Annotated in this window: 16 protein-coding genes; 8 read left to right on the plus strand and 8 right to left on the minus strand. The window is 66.7% G+C overall.

Annotated elements, in window-relative coordinates; translation table 11 throughout:
- The 3 genes from IWX75_RS07860 to IWX75_RS07870 all read right to left on the minus strand — a co-directional run bounded on the left by IWX75_RS07860 (position 1) and on the right by IWX75_RS07870 (position 3190).
- On the minus strand, positions 1 to 1416 hold the full coding sequence (locus IWX75_RS07860) for a stealth family protein (RefSeq protein ID WP_334684199.1): 1416 nt from the start codon (positions 1414 to 1416) through the stop codon (positions 1 to 3).
- A gap of 276 nt (positions 1417 to 1692) precedes the next feature.
- Positions 1693 to 2499 (minus strand): potassium channel family protein, encoded by an 807-nt coding sequence (locus IWX75_RS07865; protein WP_196821681.1) that lies wholly within the window; start codon positions 2497 to 2499, stop codon positions 1693 to 1695.
- Between the two features lie 55 nt (positions 2500 to 2554).
- On the minus strand, positions 2555 to 3190 hold the full coding sequence (locus IWX75_RS07870; RefSeq protein WP_196821682.1) for a DUF1684 domain-containing protein: 636 nt from the start codon (positions 3188 to 3190) through the stop codon (positions 2555 to 2557).
- A 52-nt stretch (positions 3191 to 3242) separates the two neighbouring features.
- Between IWX75_RS07870 and IWX75_RS07875 the strand changes: the two genes are divergently transcribed.
- Positions 3243 to 3995, plus strand: coding sequence for a sulfite exporter TauE/SafE family protein (locus IWX75_RS07875; RefSeq protein ID WP_334684178.1), 753 nt, complete (start codon positions 3243 to 3245; stop codon positions 3993 to 3995).
- A gap of 57 nt (positions 3996 to 4052) precedes the next feature.
- Positions 4053 to 5357, plus strand: coding sequence for a cell division protein PerM (locus IWX75_RS07880; RefSeq protein WP_196821684.1), 1305 nt, complete (start codon positions 4053 to 4055; stop codon positions 5355 to 5357).
- A 38-nt stretch (positions 5358 to 5395) separates the two neighbouring features.
- On the opposite strand, the gene IWX75_RS07885 is transcribed toward IWX75_RS07880, so the two are convergent.
- Positions 5396 to 6001: a hypothetical protein gene (locus tag IWX75_RS07885; RefSeq protein ID WP_196821685.1), complete on the minus strand. Its 606-nt coding sequence runs from the start codon at positions 5999 to 6001 to the stop codon at positions 5396 to 5398.
- A gap of 39 nt (positions 6002 to 6040) precedes the next feature.
- Between IWX75_RS07885 and purN the strand changes: the two genes are divergently transcribed.
- From purN to IWX75_RS07900, 3 genes are all read left to right on the plus strand, one after another.
- Positions 6041 to 6610, plus strand: a complete 570-nt coding sequence (purN, locus tag IWX75_RS07890) for a phosphoribosylglycinamide formyltransferase (RefSeq protein ID WP_196821686.1) — start codon at positions 6041 to 6043, stop codon at positions 6608 to 6610.
- 1 nt (position 6611) lies between these two features.
- Entirely contained in the window at positions 6612 to 7628 is a 1017-nt protein-coding gene (locus IWX75_RS07895) for a magnesium and cobalt transport protein CorA (protein ID WP_196821687.1), read from the plus strand.
- A 133-nt stretch (positions 7629 to 7761) separates the two neighbouring features.
- The gene (locus tag IWX75_RS07900) at positions 7762 to 8358 is read left to right on the plus strand and encodes a DUF6318 family protein (RefSeq protein WP_196821688.1); all 597 of its coding nucleotides are present in this window, start codon (positions 7762 to 7764) and stop codon (positions 8356 to 8358) included.
- A 124-nt stretch (positions 8359 to 8482) separates the two neighbouring features.
- Here the strand turns inward: IWX75_RS07900 and IWX75_RS07905 are convergent, their stop codons facing one another.
- Positions 8483 to 9832, minus strand: a complete 1350-nt coding sequence (locus IWX75_RS07905; protein WP_196821689.1) for an MFS transporter — start codon at positions 9830 to 9832, stop codon at positions 8483 to 8485.
- A 199-nt stretch (positions 9833 to 10031) separates the two neighbouring features.
- Between IWX75_RS07905 and purH the strand changes: the two genes are divergently transcribed.
- Both purH and IWX75_RS07915 read left to right on the plus strand, forming a co-directional pair.
- Positions 10032 to 11639 carry a bifunctional phosphoribosylaminoimidazolecarboxamide formyltransferase/IMP cyclohydrolase gene (purH, locus tag IWX75_RS07910; RefSeq protein WP_196821690.1) on the plus strand — a complete coding sequence of 536 codons (1608 nt, stop codon included), beginning with the start codon at positions 10032 to 10034 and terminating at the stop codon, positions 11637 to 11639.
- Positions 11640 to 11720: 81 nt separating this feature from the next.
- The gene (locus IWX75_RS07915) at positions 11721 to 13940 is read left to right on the plus strand and encodes an NADP-dependent isocitrate dehydrogenase (RefSeq protein ID WP_196821691.1); all 2220 of its coding nucleotides are present in this window, start codon (positions 11721 to 11723) and stop codon (positions 13938 to 13940) included.
- 180 nt (positions 13941 to 14120) lie between these two features.
- Here the strand turns inward: IWX75_RS07915 and IWX75_RS07920 are convergent, their stop codons facing one another.
- Positions 14121 to 15281 (minus strand): MFS transporter, encoded by a 1161-nt coding sequence (locus IWX75_RS07920; RefSeq protein ID WP_196821692.1) that lies wholly within the window; start codon positions 15279 to 15281, stop codon positions 14121 to 14123.
- 55 nt (positions 15282 to 15336) lie between these two features.
- Here IWX75_RS07920 and IWX75_RS07925 point away from each other — a divergent pair, with 55 nt between their 5' ends.
- Positions 15337 to 15915, plus strand: coding sequence for a TetR/AcrR family transcriptional regulator (locus tag IWX75_RS07925; RefSeq protein WP_196821693.1), 579 nt, complete (start codon positions 15337 to 15339; stop codon positions 15913 to 15915).
- 104 nt (positions 15916 to 16019) lie between these two features.
- Here the strand turns inward: IWX75_RS07925 and IWX75_RS07930 are convergent, their stop codons facing one another.
- Both IWX75_RS07930 and IWX75_RS07935 read right to left on the minus strand, forming a co-directional pair.
- Positions 16020 to 17096, minus strand: coding sequence for a Gfo/Idh/MocA family protein (locus tag IWX75_RS07930; protein ID WP_196821694.1), 1077 nt, complete (start codon positions 17094 to 17096; stop codon positions 16020 to 16022).
- Positions 17097 to 17228: 132 nt separating this feature from the next.
- Positions 17229 to 18323 (minus strand): substrate-binding domain-containing protein, encoded by a 1095-nt coding sequence (locus tag IWX75_RS07935; RefSeq protein ID WP_196821695.1) that lies wholly within the window; start codon positions 18321 to 18323, stop codon positions 17229 to 17231.
- Between the last annotated feature and the right edge of the window lie 56 nt (positions 18324 to 18379).

Below are 18379 nucleotides of genomic sequence, written 5' to 3' on the forward strand. Positions count from 1 at the left end.
TCACTTTTCCCAGGGAGCCTTGACCGGGAAATACTTCTCCAGGAACTCGGTGACGAGGCGCGCCCGCTCCTCGGCGGGTACCTCGGGAAAGCTGCCGTCATTGAGGCAGAAAAAATCCTGGTTGCGTTTGTCGAGCATCTTGTTGAGGCTTTCCAGCCCCGAACGGGAGGTGGTGTCGACGTATTTGACCTTCGCCATCTCCTGCGTGACAGCCCGCCCGGTAAGCAGTGAGTAGTAGTGGTACAGCGAGTTGGTCACCGAGATGTTGTCTTTCGCGCGGAACCTGGATGCGGCTGTCGCAGTGAACTCGGCCGCGAACTCCTCCTCCATCTCCAGCAGGACGCTCTTGCGCAACGGCGCGGCGGTGTGTTCGAGGTGGCGCGTGGTGATGCGGCCGAAGCGCTCGTGCAGCAGGCGGCGGTTCACCCGGGCGGCGTTCTCGAAGCCGCTGCGCTCGGCGTCGTTGTCGCCGAGGCCGATCCGGGTGTCCGCCTGAATGAACTTGGTGATGCCGCCGGGGGAGAAGAACATGTCGGGGCCCACGGGACGGCCGAAGAACATGTCGTCATTGGAGTACAGGAAGTACTCGGACAACCCCGGAATGTGCTGCAGCTGGCTCTCCACCGCCTGGGAATTGTGCGTGGGCAGGACCGACGGGTCCCGGAAGTGCTCCTCCGAGCGGACGAATGTCACGGACGGGTGCTCAGCGAGCCATTGCGGGCGATCGGAATCCGTGGCCACGAAAACCCTTCGAACCCACGGAGCGAACATGTAGACCGAGCGCAGCGCGTACTTCAGCTCGTCGATCTGCCGGTAGCGGGCTTCGTTGTCATCGCCCTCACCCACCACCACGTTCTGCATCCGTGCCGCGCGGGCGGCCTGGTACTCGGGACTGCTCCCGTCCACCCAGGAGAACACCAGGTCGACGTCGAAGTCGATGTCCGTCGCATGATCGGCGAACATGTTGTCGATGGTGGGCCAGGTCAGGCCGTGGCGTACCACGGAACCCCTGACCGCCTCGGACGCCGGGAGGGTCCGCCGGGTCAGCGAGTTCTCCACGGGCAGCTCGATCACGTCGGGATTCAGTGCCCACAGTTCAAGCTGGACGCCGGCCGACGGGCCGAAGGCGAGCCCGCCCAGGGGCTCGATGCGCGGGCGGAAGAGGCGAAAGATCCGCGCCTTCTCGCTGTGTGAAAGGGCGCCGTCCGAAACCAGGAGGGTCGTGCGCCGCTTGGTATCCACGGTCCGGGAGTAGAACGGCTCGTTCCGGCAGGCCTCCACCAGGGCGAGTCGGAGCCTCTCGCGGTCGTCGAGGTTGATCGCAATCACCGGGCGCTCATCATTCCCGCGCACCAGCAGATATCCGATGCCCGCCTCGTCGAGTGCCGCTCGCATGAACAGGAGGTCCTCGACCATTGCCTGGTGCGGCGTCCGGTCCTGGTTGATCAGGGTGAAGCGGCGCTTGACAGTGGTGATGTCCGAGCGGTCGGTGAAGCGGGCCACCGCCGCGCGGGACGCGGACTCGAGTATCTCGGCTTCATTCTCGGGCTCGGGGGCGCCGAAATAGATGTCGTGTTGAGCAGCCGTGTCTGTAATCGGAACCTCCGCAGGGGTGGATGAGTCGTCGATTACAGGATAAAGCCTCGAAGCGAAAGCAATTGTCGCGCACAGAACGCCGGCCGCCGGGAAGCCCTATCCGTGTGCGGGATCTGCTGGATCCGCCGTCCCCGGGGTGTTGAGCGCGCCAGGAGCACCGGTTGCGCCGGGTGCACTCGGGACCCTGTGTGAACCGGACAGCTGCGCTGTCAGGGAGTCGAGCTGGAGGGAGACGTTCCGCAACTCGTTATTGACCGCACGCTCCTGCGCGTGCTCCCTGGCACCGGCCGGTGCCGTGACATTCTCCACCAGCCAGGAGGCGAACGCCGCCGTCACGGCGCTGAGCACGCCGATTCCCGCAATCATCAGTCCCGCCGCCACCAGTCGGCCGGCCAGGGTCACAGGATAGAAGTCGCCGTAGCCCACCGAGGTGATGGTGGTCATGGCCCACCACAGGGCGTCGCCCAACGTCAGGATGTTGGCACCAGGGGCGTCCTGCTCGGCGTCGAGCACTGCCAGCGCCCCTGCATATCCCAGCACCGTCATCGAGACCACCACGTACAGGACGATATGGCCGCGAAGCGCATCGCCGCCCGAGCGGTTGAGTACGCGCAGCAGGGGGATCAGCCGCAGGAGGCGCAGCGGCCGCAGGATGGGCAGGACGATGACCACCAGCTCGTGGAGGTGGCGGAGAAACCAGCGTCCCCGCCGTTCGGCAAGCAGCAGGTTGGCTGCGTAGTCGATCAGGAAGACCGCCCAGACGAGCCACAGCACGGTTTCCAGCAGGAGATGCTGTGCCGGGGTGACGCGGCTGGTCACCTGGATGGTGTACGCGGCGAGGAAGATGAAAGCCGCGGCAATGAGGGGCCAGTCGGTGTACTTTCGCCAGGTGCCCTGCGTCATCGGGACCTCACTCCTCGCATGGCGGGACGGCTGCTCTGGGATTCGATGGTGGCTCCTAGTACTGCGCGTGCAACTCGCCCACGGCGAGCTCGGCGTCGAGGCGGTTGTCGGCACCCGGCAGGGGGCAGGCCCACGCTTCGTCGTAGGCGCAGGACGGATTGTAGGAGAAGTTGAGATCGAGGACGAGGCTGCCCGCCAGCCGTCCCTCGCCCAGATGCGCGCCCTTGACGGTGTCCAGCAGGTACCTGCCTCCGCCGTAGGAGCCGCCGTCCGCGCCCGCTGTGGCATCCCGCAGGGGCAGGAAGAGCCCTCCTGCGTAGGAGGTGAGCCGCCACAGGGCCAGGTGCCCCAGCCCCGGGAGCGACACGGTGCCCAGCCGCTCGAACGGGACGACGCCGTCGGTGCCGGTCGGTACGTCCATGCGCCGGCCGGATCCCTCGTCGCTGATCGTCGCCTCGAAGCGGTACGCCGGCTGGTAGGGTGCCACCCTGAGCGAGGTGAACCGGCCCTGCGCGGCTGCACCGAGCGGCGAGGCAGGATGCTCGCGGAACAGCCGGTTGCGGCCGTCCTGCCACAACCGGTGCGCGGTCTCGGGCGATTCCGCGTCGGAGCAGGAGCGGACGTCCGCGTAGAGCCCGAAGATCCGTGCGCGCCAGTCCGCGATGGCCAGGGCGGTGGTGATTCCAGTCATACCGTCAGGCTACCCGGCTCCGGAACCGTTGCCCCGGCGTACTGTATCTAGGGTGACACTCGGAGTTTTCTTCATCGTGCTGGCCGCCATCCTTCTCGGAGCCATCGCCCAGCGGATAGCAGGGCTGGGATTCGCCTTGCTGGTGGCTCCGTTCCTGGTGCTGATCCTCGGACCCCACACCGGGGTCCTGATGGTGAATATCTGCGGAGTCGTCTCATCCACGCTGATCATCGGGCGGGTGTGGCGCGATATCGACTGGAACATGTTCCGCTGGCTGGTCTTTCCCTCCCTTCTCGGGTCGCTGCCGGGCTCCTACCTTGCCGTCGTGGTTCCCTCGGCGCCGCTGTCGGTGACCGTCGGCGGCATCGTCCTCGTGGCGCTGACCGTGTCGCTCGTCCTGCAGCGATCCGACATCGTGGTCAGTGGCAATGCGCCGAAGGCCGTTGCAGGGTTCGCTGCGGGGCTCACCAACTCCATGGCGGGCGTAGGAGGTCCCGCGGTAAGTGCCTATGCACTGTTGTCCCGCTGGCCACAACGGCCCTTCGCTGCCACGCTGCAGCCCTTCTTCGCGGTGATCGGCATCGTGACCCTGGTCACCAAGCTGAGCCTCGATCCCTCCCAGGCACCTGCCCTCGAGCCCTGGATGTGGGGGGCGATCGGAGCTGTCATCGTGGGGGGGATCTTCGCCGGTGAGAAGCTGTCACGGTTCGTCCACGACCACCACGCACGGTTCGCAGTCGTGGTCATCGCGTTCATCGGGGCCGGCCTGGCGACCGTTCGCGGCATCATCGACCTCACCGCGTAGGCTCCCGCGCCGCGTCGCATAACGCGCACGGCGTTCTCCGGTGGCACCATTGAAGGGATGAAACTCCCTCCCCGAAAACCAGGCGCACTTCCCATGCCACTGTGGCTGCAGGGGGTATTCGAGCTTGGCCAGGCCGCCGTCCTTTCAGCCGTGCTGGTCCTGGTTCCCGTCCTCGCCGTGTGGCTGACCGGTGGCTTCGCCGAACGGTCGGCGGAATCAGCAGCCCAGCTCGCCGGACAGGGCTGGCTCGTGATGCACGGGGTGCCGCTGGTGCTCTCCTTTCCACCGGGGGCAGGGGAGGCCGATCCGACGTCGGGGCTCTTCTCCGTCGTGCCTCTCGGGCTCGCTCTTCTTCCCTTCCTGCTTGCATGGCGTGCCGGGCGGCGGCTTGCACGGGCGTCGTACACGGACCAGCTATGGCAGGCGCTGCTGGGGGGCCTCGGCATGTATGCCGTGGCAGGCATGGCCACCGCGTATTTCGCGAGCAATGAGGAAGCCACGGCGTCGCTCATCGCGGGTGCACTGATCCCACCACTGTCGGCCGGTCTCGGCATCGTGACCGGCGCCTACAAAGAAGCAGGCGCGTGGAGCAGGCTCGTGGGGGTGGACCTTGCATCCTGGATTTCGCGCAGCAGCCAGCACTCGCGGTGGGCCGGGTCCTACGCGCTCTCCGTTCTCCGGTCGGCGTTCCTCGCCCTGGTCGCTGCCGCAGGCCTGTCCGCGCTGCTCCTCGCGGTCACGCTGGGGATCCACTGGGCGGAAATCGCAGCCATCTACGAGCGGCTCGACGCCGGTATCGCCGGTTCCTCGGTGCTCACGATCCTCCAGCTGGGCTTTTTCCCCAACCTGGTGTTGTGGGCCATGTCGTGGTCCTCGGGAGCAGGCTTCGCCCTCGGTACCGGAAGCTCCCTGAGCCCCTTCACGACATCGGTGGGTCCGCTGCCGGCCTTCCCGGTGTTGGGGGCGCTGCCCGCCGGTGAACTCGATTACGGGTATGCCGCCCTCGCCATTCCCGTGGTGGCCGGGCTGCTCGCGGGCTGGTGGTTCTTCCGCGAGGGCGAGAACCATCTCGACGAATGGCTCCTGCTGCAGTCCAGCCGCCGCTGGCTGACGGCGGCGGTGTCGACGCTGGTGATGGGACTCCTGGTGGGCCTCACCGCCGGCATCGGGGGAGCGATGCTCGCCCTGCTGTCGAGTGCTTCGCTCGGCCTCGGCCGCCTCACCGACCTCGGACCGGATCCGCTGCTGGTGGGCCTGCTGCTTGCCGCGGAAGTCGGCGTCGGGGCGATTGCGGGGTATGCGTTCAGCCCCCTGCTGGAGCGGGAGTCGCGGCGACCGGTGGCCCGGAAGTCAGGAAGTTGACCGGGGCCGGATCGGCGCTGGTCCAGGTCTGTCGGCTGTCAGTTCGGCGTCAGCAGTCCGTCGAGGTTACGTAGTCCGTCCTCGCACGTCCGCTCGGCCTGGATGGTCAGGGCCGTGCCCATGCAGTCCTCGTAGGTCTCCGTGATGGGCCACAGCAGCACCGAGGCACCGGTGCCGATCACCAGGAAAAGGGCAGCAGCAAGGCCGGCTATGGTGCTCACCCGTACGAGCCCGGGCAGCTTCGTCCTGCCGGTCCGGACCAGCGCGACGATTCCGAGGACCAGGGCCGCAATCCCGAAGACCAGGCCGAGCACCTTCCACGGCAGCATCAGGCTGCTCCCTATGAGCGCCGCGAGCAGTGCGGCCATGAACCAGGTCAGGAGCGAGCGGGTTCCTTTCGGCGGGTCGCCGGGGCGCTGCGGGCCACCACCGTCGGCTTTCGTCGGGTCGCCGTCGCCGTCGCCGTCGCCTGAGCGTGAGCGCCTCGGGCCGCCGTCCGGACGTTTTCCGCCGCCGTCCGGCTGTTTTCCGCCGTCGGTGCCGGAGTACGTCGGGCCCATCGCACTGCCCGGGTGGGGAACGTCCCGCTGGTCCGGATCCTGCGGCGGCGGTGCAGGGCGCTCTGGGTGTTCGACGTCTTTCATGGGTTTAACCCTAGGCGACGGCGCACCTAAGGTGGTGCCATGCGTATAGTCGTCCTGGTATCGGGCACCGGATCCAATCTTCAGGCCGTGATCGACGCCGTTTCCTCGGGAGCGCTCGACGTCGGTATCGCGGCGGTCGGTGCCGACCGACCCGGCACCTACGGAGTGCAGCGTGCGGCCGACGCGGGGATCAGCACCTTCGTCGTGGACTTCAAGTCCCACCCCGACCGCGCGGGCTGGAACGACGCGCTGACCACCGCCGTCCTGGCCCACGAGCCCGACTACGTGGTTTCCTCGGGCTTCATGCGGATCGTCGGCCAGGGTTTCCTCGATTCCTTCCCCAGCCGCTACCTCAACACGCACCCGGCGCTCCTCCCGAGCTTCCCGGGCGCCCACGGGGTGCGCGATGCACTCGCCTACGGCGTGAAGGTCTCGGGCTGCACCGTCATGATCGCCGACGCCGGTGTGGACACCGGGCCCATCCTCGCCCAGGCGGCGGTGCCCGTGCTCCCGGACGACACCGAGGAAACCCTCCACGAACGCATCAAGGTCGAGGAGCGCCGGCTATTGATCGACACGCTCCGGCAACTCGCTGCGAAGGACCGTTGACGTGGCACTAGTGGCCAACGCCGTCTATGTGGACGGCAGGCGGCGCCTGGACCCGAAGAACCTCGACCAGACCTTCGAACTCATGCGGGATCGGGGCGGGATGGGCTGGATCGGCCTGTACCGGCCCCTCTCGGGAGAGATCGCGGCGGTTGCGCAGGAGCTCAACCTTCATGAGCTGGCCGTCGAGGACGCCACCAACGGACACCAGCGCGCCAAGCTCGAGCGCTACGAGGACACGCTCTTCGTCGTGCTCCGCCCGGCGCGCTATCTCGATGCAGAGGAGAAGGTGGAATTCGGTGAGCTCCATGTTTTCATCGGTGCCGACTTCGTGGTGACGGTCCGGCACGCAGAATCACCGAATCTCGGCAACGTGCGGCGGCGCATGGAGGAAAGCCCCGAGCTGCTGGCGCTGGGACCGCAGGCCGTCCTGTACGCGATCCTCGATGAAGTGGTGGATGAGTACGAGCCCGTGGTGCAGGGGCTCGAGAATGACATCGATGAGATCGAGAACGAGCTGTTCGGGGGAGACCCGGACGTGTCACGCCGCATCTACGAGCTGCACCGGGAGGTCATCGAATTCCAGCGCGCCACGCACCCGCTGCAGTCCATGGTCGAATCCCTGCAGCGGGGGTCGGAGAAGTACCGGCTCGATCCCGGGCTGGTCAGCCGGATGGGGGACGTGCGGGACCACGTGATCCGTGTCGTGGAACGGGTCGATACTTTCCGGGCGCTGCTGCAGAACGCGTTGACCGTCCACTCGACGCTCGTGGCCCAGCGCCAGAACGAGGAGATGACCCGCCTCACCGAAACCTCACTTGCACAGAACGAGGAGGTGAAGCGCATCTCGTCGTGGGCCGCGATCCTTTTCGCGCCCACCCTGATCGCTTCCGTGTACGGGATGAACTTCGACGTCATGCCCGAGCTGCACTGGGCGCTCGGGTATCCCTTTGCGCTGCTGCTCATGGCGGCGATGGGTGGCGGACTCTACTGGACGTTCCGGCGGAACCACTGGCTGTAGGGTGTCCCAGTTCACACCGCAGGTGAAGGAAGTTGCTTAGGGCTACGGTTAGGCTTGGCGGGGCGAACATCGCCCGGGCATACCAGCGTCCACTCTCGAAGGCGCCGCCCCTATCCAGTTGTTGGGAAGATCAATGAATTTCACCAGGACCGCGGCAATCGCCGCGCTTTCACTCGTGGCGCTGTCCGCGTGCGGTACTGCTGCGGAGCCGGAATCAGCGCCCCAGGCCACTCCCTCGCCGGCGAGCTCGAGCGCTGCTGCAGCAAATATCGTGCAGCCCGCAACGAATGAACTCTCCGGGGAAGGCACTGCGGAGGGTGCGCGGGCTTTCCTGTTCCACTATTTCGACCTCAAGTCCTACGCGCTGCAGACGGGGGACACTGCTCCGATGCTCGAGAACGTGGACGGGGCCGATGCAGAGCTCGACGCCGCAAAGGACCTCGAAGCGATCTACGCCGACGGCGGGTGGGTGCTCGGAGGCCAGCCGAAGGTCACTGACGTCTTCGTCACCACGCCCGAAGACGAGGTGGTGGATGGTGCCGATGTCACGGCCCTGGTCACCGTCAATCCGGGCGCCTACACCGAGTTCTCGGAGGGCGGCGACGTCCAGGAACAGCGGCCCTTCACTCCTGGGGGCACCACGTACACCGTCGTCGTCGTCCATGCCGACGGCAGGTGGACCGTCACCTCGCTCGAGGAGACGCCCGACGCCGAGCTGCCGCAGGCCTAGGAATTCGTTCCGGAGCGGCTCTGGTGCGATGTCGGCCGCACCGGAGCGGCTGCTGCGCTGGAAGCGACTTTCAGGCCGGTCCGAACCGGCGCGGGAGTCGTTCCTGCAGCGCAGGTCAGTACAACTAGGGCAGCTTGGCTCCCTTGGTCTCCGGTGCGTTCCTCGCCATGAACAGGACCGCTCCGAGGACCAGGGATCCCGTGATCGCGAAGGTCAGCGGCAGTCCCAGGTAGGGCCACAGCAGCGCGCCGAAGATCAGCGGCACGAAGCCCGCCCCCACCCGGGACACCGTCGAGGCCCAGCCGAAACCGCTGCCCCGCAGCTCGGTGGGATACAGCTCGGAGACGTAGGTGTACAGCACCGGGATGGCTACCTGGATGGTGAAGTTGAAGACGAGCAGCCATGCCGTCGCCACCACCGGCAGGTCGAGGGTGAGGGCGAAGATCACCAGCACGACGGCGGACAGCGGGCCGGAGACCGCGAGGATCCACTTGCGTCCTACCCGCTCCACCAGCAGGGCCGCGGCGATGACGCCGAAGAGGCCCATACCCGTGGTGACCGCCGTGGTGAGGAAAGCCACGGACTGGGGGTAGCCCGAATCGATGAGGATCTTCGGCATCCAGGTCAGGGCTCCGTAGTACACGAGCAGGATGGTGAAGAACAGGCTCCAGGCGGTCAGGGTGATGCGCCAGTTGAACCGCCACAACCCGGTCAGCTGCCCGGACATGCTGCCGATGGAGAGCTTCGGCGCCTCGCCGGGCTCCGGCAACCGCCAGGCGGTCCGGGTCCCGCCGGTCCGGTCGATGAGGTCGTTGATGACGGCCTCGGCCTCGCGGGTGCGCCCGCGCTGCACGAGGTACAGGGGCGATTCCGGAACCGAGCGCCGCACCCAGAACACGAGCAGGGCGGGAATCACCATCACCAGCATCGCCGCGCGCCAGTCGAACCGGGCCACCAGCAGCGTGGTCACGATACCGCAGAGGAAAGCTCCGATGGGCCACCACGCGTCCATCGCCGTCAGCACCCGGCCCCGTTGCTTCCGGGGCGTGAACTCACCCACGAGTGCGTAGTCGACCGGAATGCAACCGCCCAGGCCGAAGCCGGCCAGGAACCGGAAGGCGCAGAACCAGAGGAAGTCAGGAGAGAACGCGCCGAGCACGGTGAAGACCGAGAAGATCAGCAGGGTCGCGGTGAACGCCGTCTTCCGGCCGATGATGTCGGCGATGGACCCCCAGGCGAACGCCCCCACCGCCATGCCGATGAGGTTCGCAGTTCCTACCCAGGCGGCTTCCCCCCGGGTCAGATCCCAGTGGTCCGACAGCAGCGGGATCAGGTACCCGTTGAGGGTGACGTCCCAGGCGTCGAACATGAAGCCGAGGCCGCCGATGAGAAAGATCCTGCCCTGGACGCGCCAGCGCCACGGAAGGTCCTGGACCACCTGATCGCCGGTGGGTAGTTCGGTGTGCGTGCTCACGGTGCCTTCCTGGACGGGCTCGATGCCTGGAACACCTTACCGTTCCCTGATTTTACCGGCAGTGTTCTTTACGGCCGGGGTGTCATCCAGCGCGCAGAAGGAACGATTTTCCTGCCCGGAACCGGTTCTTCGTGCGCACCCGATTCGGGCCGCTATAGACTTGGGACGGCCCCATCCCGAAGACCAGACGGAGATTTGCGTGTCCCTGACCCACCTTGACCGCGTTCCCATTCGCCGAGCACTGATCTCGGTGTTCGACAAGACGGGACTGGAGGAGCTGGCGCTGGGACTGAACCGCGCCGGAGTGGCGATCGTATCCACCGGATCCACAGCGCAGCGCATCGCCGCCGTCGGGGTGCCGGTCACCGAGGTCGCCGAGGTCACGGGGTTCCAGGAGTGCCTCGACGGGCGCGTCAAGACCCTCCACCCGAAGGTGCACGCCGGGATCCTCGCGGACCGGCGCCGGCAGGAGCACGTGGACCAGCTCACCGAGCTTGGCGTCGAGCCCTTCGACCTCGTCGTCGTCAATCTCTACCCGTTCGTGCAGACCGTGCAGTCGGGGGCCGGGCAGGACGACGTCGTCGAGCAGATCGACATCGGCGGCCCCGCGATGGTCCGCTCGGCAGCGAAGAACCACCCGTCGGTCGCCGTCGTCGTCGATCCGGCACGCTACGACGACGTCGTGGCGGCCGCAGCCGGGGGCGGGTTCGACCTCGACGCCCGACGCCGGCTTGCCGCGCTCGCCTTCGCGCACACCGCCGCGTACGACACCGCCGTCGCCTCCTGGACCGCAGCCCAGTTCGGGGACGGCACCGACGACGGCAACGCCTGGCCCGCGTACGCTGGCCTGGCGCTGGAGCGGTCGGAGGTGCTGCGCTACGGCGAGAACCCACACCAGCAGGCGGCCCTCTACGTCGAGAAAGCAGCAACGCCGGGGATCGCCCAGGCGGACCAGCTGCACGGCAAGGCTATGAGCTACAACAACTTCGTGGACGCCGACGCCGCCCTCCGCGCGGCCTTCGACTTCGACGAACCGGCCGTCGCCGTGGTCAAGCACGCCAACCCGTGCGGCGTCGCCGTCGCCTCGCACGACGCCGAGGATGCCATCACCGACGCCCATGCCAAAGCCCATGCCTGCGATCCGGTGTCAGCGTTCGGGGGAGTCGTCGCGGCCAACCGCGAGGTCACCGCGGGCATGGCCAACGCGGTGAAGGACATCTTCACCGAGGTGGTCATCGCGCCGTCGTTCGCGCCGGCCGCCCTCGAGATCCTCAGCACGAAGAAGAACATCCGGCTGCTCGTCCTTCCCGAGGGCTACCGCCGCGACCCCGCCGAGATGCGCCAGGTGTCCGGCGGCGTCCTGCTGCAGATGGTGGACACGCTCGACGCCGACGGCGACGACCCCGCCAACTGGACCCTCGCCGCAGGCGCTGCGGCGGACGAGGCCACCCTTGCCGACCTCACCTTCGCCTGGAAAGCGTGCCGCGCGGCGAAATCGAACGCGATCCTCCTGGCCAGCGGCGGGGCGTCGGTCGGTGTCGGCATGGGCCAGGTCAACCGGCTCGACTCGTGCCGCCTCGCCGTCGAGCGGGCCAACACGCTCGGCAGCGGTGAGCGGGCACGCGGTGCCGTCGCGGCGTCGGACGCCTTCTTCCCGTTCGCGGACGGCCTGCAGATCCTGCTCGACGCCGGAGTGCGCGCGGTCGTCCAGCCGGGTGGGTCGGTACGTGACTCCGAGGTCGTCGACGCCGCGAACGCAGCGGGAGTGACCATGTATTTCACCGGCGCCCGGCACTTCTTCCACTAGTGCCACCGGTCCCCTCGGGTAGGTTAGAGCCGACGGGACACCCCGAAATCCACATCATTCGAAGACCCAGGGAGACGCCCAATGGCCAAGATCATCTATACCCACACCGACGAAGCGCCCATGCTGGCGACCTATTCGTTCCTGCCGATCGTCGAGGCGTTCGCTTCGACCGCCGGCGTGGAAGTGGAAATCCGCGACATCTCACTCTCCGGCCGCATCATCTCCCTCTTCGGCGACCGCCTCACCGAAGAGCAGCAGATGGACGACGCGCTCGCCGAGCTCGGAGCCCTCGCGAAGACCCTGGAAGCGAATATCATCAAGCTTCCCAATATCAGCGCGTCGATTCCGCAGCTCAAGGCCGCGATCGCCGAGCTCCAGGGCCAGGGCTACGCGCTGCCTGACTACCCCGATGCACCCTCCACCGACGAGGAGAAGGAAGTTCGGGCGCGTTACGACAAGGTCAAGGGCAGCGCCGTCAATCCCGTGCTGCGTGAGGGCAACTCGGACCGCCGTGCTCCCGCCTCGGTGAAGAACTTCGCCCGCCAGAACCCCCACAGCATGGGGGCGTGGACGCCGGAGTCCAAGACACGTGTAGCCACCATGGGCGCCGACGACTTCCGCTCGAACGAGAAGTCAGTGGTTCTCGAAGCCGACGACGTCCTCCGGATCCAGTTCACCGACGCCGACGGCAACACCTCGGTCCTGAAGGACTCCTTCAACGTGCTTGCCGGAGAGGTCGTGGACGGCACGGTGCTGCGCGCGGCTGCCCTCGATGAGTTCCTGACGGCGCAGGTGGCCCGCGCCAAGCAGGAGGGTGTGCTGTTCTCCGCCCATCTGAAGGCCACCATGATGAAGGTGTCCGATCCGATCATCTTCGGCCATGTGGTGAAGGCCTTCCTGCCCGAACTGTTCGCTACCTATGGCGACCAGTTGGCCGCTGCCGGCCTCAGCCCGACCAACGGGCTCGCGTCCATCCTCAATGGTCTCGATGCGCTGCCCGCCGACGTGCGCGACGGCGTCAAGGCCGCCATCGAGAAGGGCATGGCGGACGGCCCGAAGCTGGCCATGGTCGATTCCGACAAGGGCATCACCAATCTGCACGTCCCCAGCGATGTCATCGTGGACGCCTCCATGCCCGCGATGATCCGCAGCTCCGGGCACATGTGGGGTCCGGATGGTGAGGAAGCGGACACCCTCGCCGTCATCCCGGACAGCAGCTACGCGGGTGTCTACCAGACCGTTCTCGACGACTGCCGCGCCAACGGGGCCTTCGACCCGACCACCATGGGTACAGTCCCGAACGTCGGACTGATGGCCCAGGCCGCCGAGGAATACGGCAGCCACGACAAGACCTTCGAAATAAAGGCCGCCGGCACCGTGCAGGTGCTCGACGGATCGGGAACTGTCCTCATCGAGCACGAGGTCCAGCCGAATGACATCTGGCGGGCCTGCCAGACCAAGGACCTGCCCATCCGCGACTGGGTCAAGCTCGCCGTCACGCGCGCCCGTGCGTCGGGCATGCCCGCCGTGTTCTGGCTCGACGAGGGGCGCGCCCACGACGCCAATCTCATCGCCAAGGTCCGGGAGTACCTGGGAGAGCACGATACCGAGGGGCTGCAGATCGACATTCGAACGCCGGAAAATGCCACGGCCTTCACCCTGGAACGGATCCGCAGGGGGGAGGACACCATCTCGGTGTCTGGCAACGTGCTGCGCGACTACCTCACCGACCTGTTCCCGATCCTCGAGCTGGGCACCAGCGCCAAGATGCTGTCGGTGGTGCCCCTCATGAACGGCGGGGGCCTTTTCGAGACCGGCGCCGGCGGTTCAGCGCCGAAGCATGTCCAGCAGTTCGTGAGGGAGAACCACCTCCGCTGGGACAGCCTCGGGGAGTTCCTTGCGCTGGCCGTGAGCTTCGAGCACCTGGCGACGACGACGGACAATGCCCGTGCACAGATCCTCGCCGACACCCTGGACCGCGCCACCGGCACGTTCCTGCTGGAGAACAAGTCGCCCAGCCGTCGGGTCGGCGAGATCGACAACCGCGGCAGCCACTTCTACCTCGCCCAGTACTGGGCGCAGGAACTCGCGGAGCAGAGCGAGGACACCGACCTGGCACAGGCCTTCTCCGTGGTGGCCGAAGCACTGGCATCGAACGAGGAAACCATCGTCGCAGAGCTCCTTGCCGTGCAGGGTTCACCGGTGGACATCTCCGGCTACTACCACCCGGACGTGGCCAAGGTGGCTTCGGTCATGCGTCCCTCGGTCAAGCTGCAGGAAGTGCTGGCGATCCTCGGCTGAGGTTCCGCCCATACCGGCCCTGAGGCCGCTCCCGCACCCAGTGCCGGCGATCCTCGGCTGAGGTCCGCCCTCACCGGCCCTGAGTTGAGGCCGCTCCTGCACCCGCGGGGGCGGCCTCGGTGCGTCTGCCGGTTGATCGCAACTTCGTGCGGAGGTTGCCCCCTCCCGTTGCCGGGATTCTCAATGAACCGGCTGAGGGTTTCGTCGCCTGGGTCTTGTGCTGTGGATGACCGGGGGAAAGCTTGCGCCGGCGATGACCGCGGCGATGGCGAAGGCCCACAGCGGGTTGGTCAACTCCAGTAGTGCGCCGATCAGCAGTGCCCCGACCGCCTGGCCGAGGGCCAGCGTGATGAACAAGGCTGCGGTCCCCGCGGCGCCATGTCCGGGGATTGCCTCAGTGGCCCAGGCGATAAGAACGCCGCTGAGCGCGACGTAGCTGCCGCCGAACACGGCGCCGCCGATGAATACAGCCAGGACGTTGGAAGGCCAGGCGCCGATGAGAAGAGTAGCCAGGCCCATCAGTGCTGCTGTGGTGATCCATCCAGTACGCAGGCCCCACCTGGTGACGAGATCGCCGGAGAAGGCGCCGGCGATGCCCGCCGCCCCCAGGCAGATCCAGAAAACGGTCGCCTGGACGTTGCCCATCTGCCCTTCCGCAGTGACCAGCGACCGGCCGAAGGTCCACACTGCGGCGCTGGAAATCCCCGCGAGCAAGGCGGCGACTGCGATCAGACGCAACGGTCCCAGATCGGTGAGCCGACAGGCCGCGTGTCCTACGGCACGTGTTCGTGCTGCCGTGGATTGCCGACCGGTGATCAGTACGGCAGTGGTGGCGGCAATATTGATGGCGGCGATGATCCACCAAGCCGTTCGCCACTGATCGGTCAGGACGAGGGCAAGAGGGCCGGCCATGACAACCCCGAATCCTGTTCCCGAGTTGACTACTGCCTGAGCCCGCGCAGCAGCCGCGGAAGGGATTCTCTCCTGAACCAGAACGACCAGGGCGGGTGAGGCGAATCCGGCGCCGGCACCGGCGATGAGCATGCCGACCGCCAGCACCATCGCGGAACCGGAGAGCGCCACACCGATGCTGCCTGCGGACGCGATTCCTCCGGCCAGAAGCACAGTCGACCGCGGCGCACCAGCCATCCGGTACGCAGTGGCTGCCGCAACGCAGTAGGTGAGGAAGCTGCCGCTGGAGATGGTGCCGGTAGCGGCGGGAGTCAGGTCGAAGGAAGCGCTGAACGCCGGAACGAACAGTCCGTAACCGAAACGAGTCAGGCCATAGGTGGAGGCGATGAGGGCAGTGGCACTGATGACGAACGGCAGCCGAGTTCGCACTTGTCCCCCTTGCTAGAACCATCGTTATAGTAAAACCAACGTTATAGTTCGAGGTATGAAAACACAACCCGGGACACCATCGGCGAGGCAGCGGCTGCTCGATGCCGCCGACGAACTGTTCTACCTCAACGGCATCACCAACACTGGAGTCGATGATGTGTTGGCCAGGGCGGGGGTCTCTGTTGCCACCCTCTATGCGCAGTTCGGTAACAAGGACGGACTGCTGTCCGCAAGCCTCTCGCGGCGGCTCGAGATCTGGCAGGAGTACTGGGATGAAGCCATTCGGTCCGCGGAATCGGACCAGGAACGGCTGCTGGCCATCTTCGATGCGTTGGAGCTCTATCGTGGGCGCCGGCCCGACGCCCGATGGTGCGCGTTCCTCTCAACCGCCGTGGAGATCCCCGACGCGAAGCACGCGGTAGCCGCCCTCACGAGGGCCGACACCACTTTGCTGAATCAACGTCTCCTGACCCTCGCAGAACCGTTGGCCGGAGCTGAAGCGGAACGGCTGGCTGCGGCTGTTCTGCTCATCTATAACGGAACTCTCGCCAGCTTTCTCCGCGGCAGCCCCGAAGACCCGATCGCCCAAGCCCGCGAAATCGCCGTCCTCACAGTCCGCACGTTTGCCGAATAGCTCCCGATGAACCGGGAACCTGGCCGCTTCCGCCAGCAGTCCACGTGCTCTGCAACAGTCGATGGGGTGATCAGTAACCCTCGTCGGCCGGTGAAGGGAGTGCGCTACGCCGCATCGTTCGCGTACCGCAGACCGAGCTGCGCCCGCACGCCGTCGAGCAGCCGAAGTGTCTGGAGCGTATCCGCCAGGGGCATGGTCGGGCTCTCCAGCAGGCCGGACTGGATACACCGCATGGTCTCCCGCAGCTCGTAGGTGTAGCCGCCGCCCACCACCTCGAACGTCTCGATGTGCGGCTCCTCCCGGTTCAGCCCGATGACGAGTTCGCCCGGGCTGTGGAGGTTCCCGCCGCCGGTGCGGAGCCACCCCCCGCTTCCGGAGACCGTCGCGGTTCCCGGGCAGGAGGCCACCAGCGACGACGTCAGCTGCGCGTGCGCCCCGCCCTCGTAGCCGAGGGTCAGGGCGTTCTGGGTATCGACGCCGTCGTCGTTGAGGCTTCCGCTGGCCGCCACCGACGAGGGAAAGCCGAGGGACCCCAGTGCCCACGTCAGGGGGTAGACGGTAAGGTCCAGCAGCGCGCCGCCGCCGGCTCGCGGATCCCACAGCCGGCTCGAGGGGTCGGCCGGGGCAGGGAAACCGAGGTCGGCCTGCACCCATCCGATCCGGCCCAGCTCGCCGGAGTGAATGATGTCCCAGGCGCGGTTGATGCTCGGCAGGAACCGCGTCCACACCGCCTCCATGAGGAATCGGTTCTTCTCGCCGGCCAGGATGATGAGCTCTTCGGCTTCCCGCGCGTTGATCGTGAAGGTCTTCTCGCACAGAACGTGCTTCCCGCTGTTCAGCGCCGCTTTCGTCACCTCGTAGTGCTGGCCGTGAGGGGTGGCGACATAGACGACGTCGACGAGGGGATCGTTGAAGAGGTGCTGGTAGCCGGGTATCCCGTCCTGGTCGGAGTGGCTCGTCTCGAAGCCGAAGCGTGCGGCGAACTCCGCGGCGCTGCCGGCATTCCGTGAACTGACCCCGTAAAGGACGGCATCTTCGAGCAGGGCGATATCGGCGGTGACCTTGGCCGCGATGCCGCCGGTCGAGACCACGCCCCAACGCAAAGGCCTCCCCGTCGCTGCAGTGGGGCCCGGGGCACCCGGTTCGAGGCATGGGGGACGTACGAGGCGGGAAGTCGACATGCCTCCATCCTTGCCGCTCCGCTCCGGGCCGTCCACCCGGCGACGGCGGGAATGCAGGAAGCTCCGGGCCGCAGGTGCGGCCCGGAGCTTCCTGGCTGTACGCCCGAGGAGGGCGCCGTCATTCGAGGGGTGTTACTTGGTCAGTTCGGCGAGCGTCGGATCGTCGGCGTAGGCGTCTGCTGCGTTCTCCTTCGTGACGATCTGGGGCTCGAGCAGGTACGCCGGGACAACCTTCACACCGTTGTCGTACGACTCGTTGTCGTTGATCTCGAGTTCCTCGCCGGCCGCGAGCCCTTCGACCATGGTGATGGCGTGCGCCACGAGGTCGCGGGTGTCCTTGTTGATGGTGGAGTACTGCTCGTCCGCCATGATCGACTTCACCGATTCGACCTCGGAGTCCTGCCCGGTGACTACGGGAAGTTCCTTCCCGCTCGCCTTGACCGACGTGAGGATGGCGCGGGCAAGCGTGTCGTTGGGGGAGAGCACGCCGTGCAGATCCTCGGAGGTGTAGTTACCGGTGAGGAGTGTGTCCATGCGGGTCTGCGCATTGCCGGCTTCCCAGCCCTGGGTGACAGCCTGGTTGAACTCGGTCTGCCCTGAAACGACGTTCAGTGTGCCGTCGTCGATCTTGGGCTGGAGGATGCTCATGGCGCCGTCGAAGAAGACCTGGGCGTTCGCGTCATCCGGGGAGCCGGCGAACAGCTCGATGTTGTACGGTCCTTCACCCTTTGCTGCCATTCCGTCGAGCAGGGCCTGGCCCTGGAGCTCGCCGACCTGGAAGTTGTCGTAGGCCACGTAGTAGTCGACGTTCTCGGTGTTGGTCAGCAGGCGGTCGTAGGCGATGACGGTGATGCCGGCGTCTGCTGCCTGCTGCAGCTGGGTGCCGAGCTGGGCGCCGTCGATCGCGCCGACCACGAGGACCTCGACGCCGTTGGTGATCATCGAGCTGATCTGGTTCTGCTGCTCCGAGACACCACCGTTGGCGAACTGTACGGAGGGCTCGTACCCGGCCTCGGTCAGGCCGTCGTTGAACAGGGTCTCGGCGAGCACCCAGTTCTCGGAGGTCTTCTGGGGAAGCGCGACGCCGATGGCGGCACCTTCCTCGAACCCGGCGGCCGCTTCGCCGCCGCCCTCGGTTCCGGTGCCCGGGTCTTCACGACCGCAGGAGGTCAGCGCCAGCGCTGAAATTGCGGCGATGGTTGCAAAGGATTTTGCGAAGTTGCGCATTCCATTTCTCTTTCTTTAGCATTTTGCTGAGGACGGGCGTCGGCGACGCCGCGTTG

Source organism: Arthrobacter sp. CAN_A6, from assembly GCF_015751715.1.
GTDB lineage: Bacteria > Actinomycetota > Actinomycetes > Actinomycetales > Micrococcaceae > Arthrobacter_D.